2 protein-coding genes are annotated in these 6,346 nt (G+C 57.2%); one reads left to right on the top strand and one right to left on the bottom strand.

All coding sequences use genetic code 11. The features are described from left to right. Nucleotides 1–36: 36 nt before the first annotated feature. The gene (locus tag PG892_RS13730) at nt 37–4,911 is read left to right on the top strand and encodes a choice-of-anchor K domain-containing protein (protein WP_270825493.1); all 4,875 of its coding nucleotides are present in this window, start codon (nt 37–39) and stop codon (nt 4,909–4,911) included. 171 nt (nt 4,912–5,082) lie between these two features. Here PG892_RS13730 and mdtH read toward each other — a convergent pair whose 3' ends face one another. After that, nucleotides 5,083–6,276, bottom strand: coding sequence for a multidrug efflux MFS transporter MdtH (gene mdtH, locus PG892_RS13725; RefSeq protein ID WP_143237128.1), 1,194 nt, complete (start codon nt 6,274–6,276; stop codon nt 5,083–5,085). Nucleotides 6,277–6,346: the final 70 nt, after the last annotated feature.

Genomic DNA, 6,346 nt, shown 5'->3' with positions numbered 1-6,346 from the left:
CTGGGGGCCAGCGGCCTGGCGGATGGCACGTTCACCGTGAAGGCGGACGTGACTGACAAGGCGGGCAACCCGGCGACGGACAGCGAGCAGGCGATCCTGGACAGCGTAGCTTCCCCGGCCCCAACCGTGGTTATCGTGGACGATGCCAACAATGACCAGATACTGACCAAGACCGAGATCGGCAACGATCAGATCCAGGTGCATGCCGGGGTCAGCCATGCTGATCTGGTTGCAGGCGGCAAGGTGACGCTGATCATCAACAATGGCGTCGCCAGCAGTACGGTTGAACTGACGTTGAAAGCCGATGGCACCCTGCAATCGAGCAATGGCAAGAGCTACGGCTATCAGAACGGCACCATCAGTTGGACGGAGGCGACACCTGGCAATGGAACATCGTTGACGGTGACCGCGACCCAGACCGACAAGGCGGGCAATGTCTCCCTGCCGGGCAGCGACAACGCGCAGATCCTGAATGAAGCGCCGGAGACGGCGAACAAGCAGGCAAACGGTCAGGAAGATGCCGCCAGCATCGCCATTCCGACCCTCAGTGGCAGCGACATCGATGGCAACGTGGTGAGTTTCACCATCAAGAGCCTGCCTGCCAACGGCATCCTCTATCTGAACGGGGTGGTTGTGACGGTGGATCAGAGCATTGCGGTGGCGGACGCCGGCAAGCTCACCTTCACTCCGAATGCGAACTGGAACGGCAACACCACCTTCAACTATGCGGCGGTAGACAACGACGGCGCCGTGGATGCGAGTCCCGCAACCGTGACCATCAAGGTGGATGCGGTCAACGATCTGCCGACGCTGACCATCTCCAATGGGGCTGTCGTCTCCGAAGAGGGGCTGGCAAACGGTATTGCCGACACGGTCGGCAACCCGGATACCACCAACGCCATCAAGGCGTCCGGTACCCTCTCGGTGGGCGACATCGACAGCAGCACGCTCAGCATCTCCTTGAACGGACCGGCCGGGCTGACGTCCGGTGGGGCCAAGGTCCAGTGGAGCTGGGATGCGGGCAGCAAGACGCTGGTCGGCTACAAGGGGGCGATTGACGGCGCCGATTACAAGGCGGTGGTCGAGGTCAAGCTGACCGCCCTCAATGTCAGTGGCAAGGGGGACTGGACCTATGAGGTGACCCTCAAGGAGCCGCTCGATCATGCTGATACCACCCAGGAAGACAAGTTGTCGTTCCAGCTGGATGTGGAGGTCTCCGATGGCAGCGGCGTCACCAAGGACACGCTGGATGTCAGCGTCGAGGACGACTCCCCCATTGCCGGCAACAGCGATGTCGTTTCCGTGGTGAAGACCGATATTCCGAACGTGCTGACCGGGTTCTTCGACCTGACCAAGTACAGTGACAACAAGCGCACCCTGAACATGGCGGGTTTTACCATCAGCGCCCAGGGCTTCAAGTCGGCAACCGATTCCTCACTGGTAACGGCGGATGTCAACGGCTCCAGCTCGGGGCTGGGTGTGAAAAGCGGTGCTGCGCCTTACCACAACCTCGCCAACGAGATTGACTTCCGCCACTTTGCTGATGGCTCTTCCGTATCCGAGCGACTGATTGTCACGCTGGATAAGGGCAAGGTTGCCTACGGCGCCAACATCAAGTTCAGCAAGATGTTTGGTGGCGAGCTGGAGAGCGGGGTCGTGGAGTTCTACCGAGGCAACGTATTGATTTACACACTTTCATTCAGCTCGGATGCAGCGGACGGAGAGTTCAACCAGAACTTCCAGGTGCAGCAGGGTGGTTTCGATACCATGGTGATCAAGGCGACCAATAACGGCAACATCAATACCGAAGACAACAGCGACTTTACCGTCAAGTCTATCGAGTTCCTTGGCTCCTCTACTCCGCAGGCAATTGCCTATGGCTCGGGGACAGTGGCACCGCAATGGGGAGCTGATGGTAAAGGGCGTCTGGAGCTGCTTACCGGCACCGTTGAAACGGGTCTGAAAACTGCAGCTGGTCTGGCAATTACCATTACAGCAGAAGGTGCCAACAGCATGGTTGGCAAGGCCAGTGATGGCAGCTTGATCTTCAAGATGCAATTCACGCCTGCAACGGGCAAGTGGGAATTCTTCCAGTATGCAGAGATGCAGCGCCCGGTTGGTGATGGCGACATCGACTTCACCTTCAACGCCTATGATCGGGACGGTGACGGCTCGCAAGGCAGCTTTGCTGTCAACCCGCTGGCGCGCCCTGATGTAACCGGCGTATCGAGTGCCACTGTGGTTGAAGGGGCTACCTTGCAGCATGTTGTGACCTTGAGTGGTGCGACTAATGTAGCGACTGAGTACAGCCTCTCAATCGCGGGCAGTGGTACTCATGCTGCCTCTAACTCTGACTGGGGAACTCTGCAGTTCAGTCACGGTGTTACCTATAACAGCAGCACAGGCAAAATCTCAGTACCAGCCGGTGTGACGAGCTTTACCGTGTCAGTACCGACAGTGAATGACAAGCTGGTAGAACAGACTGAAACCTTGACTCTGACAGTAGGTAGTGCGACCGGAGCCGGAACCATTACTGACAACGATCTCTCTGTGCGACTGGGCAGTGGTCTGGTTGATGAGGATGGTTTGTCTGGCGGAAATGCACACTTGCCTGAGCCTGTGGGGATGCCTGCTAGCGGTCCGCTTTCTGTGACTCAGTCGCTGCAGGTGACGGATGGCAGTGGTGGCAATGTCTCTGGCGTACAACTCAAACTGGTTGGCATCACGGGTCTGAGCGGGGTGACGGGTATTGATGGTCAGCCGGTCAATGTTGTTCAGGATGGCGCCGGGCTCAAAGGATACTTTGGCAACAACCCCGCCAATGTGGCCTTTACCGTGACGGTGGATAACAGTGCCAATCCACCGAGCTACACCTTTACTCTGCTCAAGCCGCTTAGCCACCTTGTAGATGGTCAAAGCAACATATTGAACAGTCAGGATGAGCTGCGTCTCACCGTGAACTATGAGGTGAGCAAAGCTGGCTCCGATACAACTACCGGCTCTTTCGATGTCGCCGTGCGTGATGATGTGCCGGTTGCTGTAGTTGATGATGCCAAAGTTAATGTGGTTGTTGATTCGTTCCTAGTCTCGGGTGTTGATGCTAACTGGGTAAGTTGGCGTGGTGGTTCGGATGTGAAAGTTCGTGACTCCAATGACATTAACCCAGGTAAGGATCAAATTCGGTGGGGGGGAGGCAATAATCCATCGGGTTACGGCTTCATGGACAATGATGCCGCGTTGAATAGTTCAATTCCGATCAATGAAGAGATCAAGTTGGGCACATTCACCCACTACAACAATCCGATAAATTACGATGCTATCAGTGCTGCAACGATGGAGGTCACTTTTTCTGTTATGGATTCAATGGGGAGGATGACCCCGGTGACAGTAACCATCAACTTCAATCACAACGAAACTCCGAATAATAGTTGGTCTGATTCAAGGGACATCATCTCTATCGGTAACACGACCGCCAGATTCAACTTTGAAGGTAAGGCTTACACTCTTGAGGTGCTAGGTTTCCGCGATACGAATGGCAATGTGGTGAAGACTATCTACACCAACGAAAATGCCAGCAACAGCTTCGATCTGATCGTCAAGTTGGTTGAAGGGTCTGGTTATCAGCGGCCACAGACCACAGGTAATGTGCTGGCCAACGATCTTGCCGGTGCTGATGGTGGTCTGAGTGTCATTGGCTACGGGGTCGGCAGCAGTTCGACCACCTATACCAATGGTGCGGGTACCCAGGTAGTCGGTTTGTACGGGGTTCTGACCATTCTGGCCAACGGTGCCTATACCTATCAGGTCACCAAGAATGGCAGCCAGATCCCGGCAGATGCACGCGAGGTGTTCAGCTACAGCATGCGCGATGGTGATGGCGATACCACCAACAGCTCCTTGACCATCAGCGTTAACCCGGTCGACAGCAACGGGGTTCCGATTCATCTTCCGCTGACGGTAGATGGTACTGACCTCAACGACGCTATCGTGGTACGCAATGGCGAGAGAGCGGCTAATCCTGACCGTCTTGATGTTTCCTTCGGCGGTAATCTGCTGGGCGAAGTCACTACCAGTAACGGCGGCACCGACCATATACATACCGGTACTAGCTACAACAAGGGAAGTGCCGACCAGATCGTCAGCAGCGGTGCAGGTAATGACCATATCGAAACCGGCAGCGGCAATGATGTGATTTATGCAGGCAAAACTGGGGCTGATGGATTCGGTACCGACGATTCGTTGCAACTGACGGTAAATCAGCTTAAGGCTCATCACATCATGACAGGCAGCTTGTCTGGCACAGATGCCATGCTCGATGGCGACGGTCTGTTGCTGAGTGTTGATGTCAGTAGTAGTAAAGCGGATGTGGTCAATGGCGGTAGCGGCAATGACAAGATCTACGGGCAGTCAGGTTCGGATATCCTGTTTGGCGGTACCGGTGACGACTATATCGATGGCGGCAGTCACAACGATGCACTGCGCGGCGGTCTGGGAAACGATATCCTAATCGGCGGGCTCGGCAACGATGTAATGCGTGGTGACGGCGGCTTAGATACTTTCGTCTGGAATCAGTGGGATACGGTATCAGGAGCCGTAGCTACGGATTACATTATGGACTTCAACAAGGGGTCAGGCACCATTAACCGTTTGGAAGGAGACAAGCTGGACTTGAGTGATTTACTTGATTCTCACAATCAGAATGACCTGACTTCTCTACTCTCTGTTATTCAGGGGGGCGATGGTGTGCATCTGTTTATCAGAGAAGACAATAGTGCTACCTCATCAACTCAAGAGATTGTGTTGATGAATCATACCTTCGACAGCCTGACGGGCGGTTCTAATACTACGACCGAGCAGGTGCTCGATTACATGTTGCGTAACATATTGGTGATCGACAAGCCTCATGGCTAAAACGAACAGACAGTAGAAAAACAAAAGCGGCAGAGCAATCTGCCGCTTTTTTTATGGGGGATTTTTGGGTGGATGGGCGCAGACGAGGGGGAGGGCAATGCAAGAAGAAGATAAAAAAGGGCGCCCTTCAAGAGAAGGGCGCCCGGGGTAGACGGGATGATTGCCAGAGGATCAGGCGTTGACCCCTGCCAGGCGGGAGCCGCGCTGGAAGCAGTTGGCCAGCAGCAGCAAGGTGGTGACACCGACGGTGCCGAGCACCAGCCAGGGTAACCAGGGTTGCCCCTGGGCCATGGCGTAGTCGTGCAGGGCGCCGCCCCCCACGTAACCCGTCATGCCCCCGAGCGCCAGCCCCAGGCGGCTGAACCCCATGTAGCTGCCGCGCGCACCGGGCTGCGCGAGCTTGGTCATCAGGGTCTCCCGCGCCGGCTCGGCGATGACGATGCCGAGGTAGAAGCAGGCGAGCAGCAGAAAGACGGCGGGCAAGGTGGTGGCAAAGGCCACCAGCCCGATCCCCGTGGTCATCAGCAGCACCCCCGCCATCAGGCGATTCTCCAGCTTGAAGTGGCGCTCGCCGTAGCGGGCCAGCGGGTAGAGCAGGGCCAGGGAGATGGCCGTCTCCAGGGTATACATCCAGCCCACCGCGGTGGTGCTGCCTGCCATCTGTTTGACCAGGATGGGGAAGATCAGCATCACCTGAACCCAGAGGGCGTAGTAGCCGCTCAGGATCAGCACCAGCCGGCAGAACGCCTTGTCCGCCAGCACCTGGCCCAGGCCGTCTCGGATCGGGGTCGGGCGCACCGAGAGCTTGTAGGGGGGCAGGATGAGCAGGTTGCACAGGGCAGCGCAGACGAACAGGCCGGCCCCCAGCAGGCAGACATACTCGAAGTCGAAGTTGAGTAGCCAGCTGCCGAGCAGGGCCCCCACCACGGCACCGGCGCTCTCCAGCATCATCAGCAGGGAGATGTAGCGACCCCGCTCCCGTGGCCGGGTGAACTTGATCACCAGGGCGGCGCGGGGGGGATCGAACAGGCAGCCACCCAGCCCCGAGATGATGCAGGAGAGGATCAGTTCCAATCCGCTCTGGGCATAGGCCAGGCTGGCAAACCCCAGCGCCCGCAGCAGCATGCCGCAGACGATGAGGGGGCGCGCCCCGAACTTGTCGGCGAGGGAGCCGCCAAAGACCCCCAGCCCTTGCTGGGTAAGCTGACGCAGCCCCAGTGCCAGTCCCACCACACCGGCGGCCCAGCCCAGTTGGTCGACGAAGCGCAGGCTGATCATGGGCATCACCACGAAGAAGCCCAGGATCACCAGCAGGGAATCCAATGCCAAGAACCACCGCCCCAACCGCCTCGCCCGATCCACCATGACCCTGATACCTCTGTTTGCTTCGCTGATATTGTTGTCTTTCTTGCCCGAACGGCGCCGTCACCAAACA

Source organism: Aeromonas sp. QDB68 (assembly GCF_027707405.1).
Lineage (GTDB): Bacteria > Pseudomonadota > Gammaproteobacteria > Enterobacterales > Aeromonadaceae > Aeromonas > Aeromonas caviae.
This window is presented reverse-complemented; position numbering and strand designations above follow the sequence as displayed.

Bases quoted from the DNA above. Each gene is read 5' to 3' on its own strand.
- mdtH (WP_143237128.1), bottom strand. From the start codon at position 6,276: ATGGTGGATCGGGCGAGGCGGTTGGGGCGGTGGTTCTTGGCATTGGAT.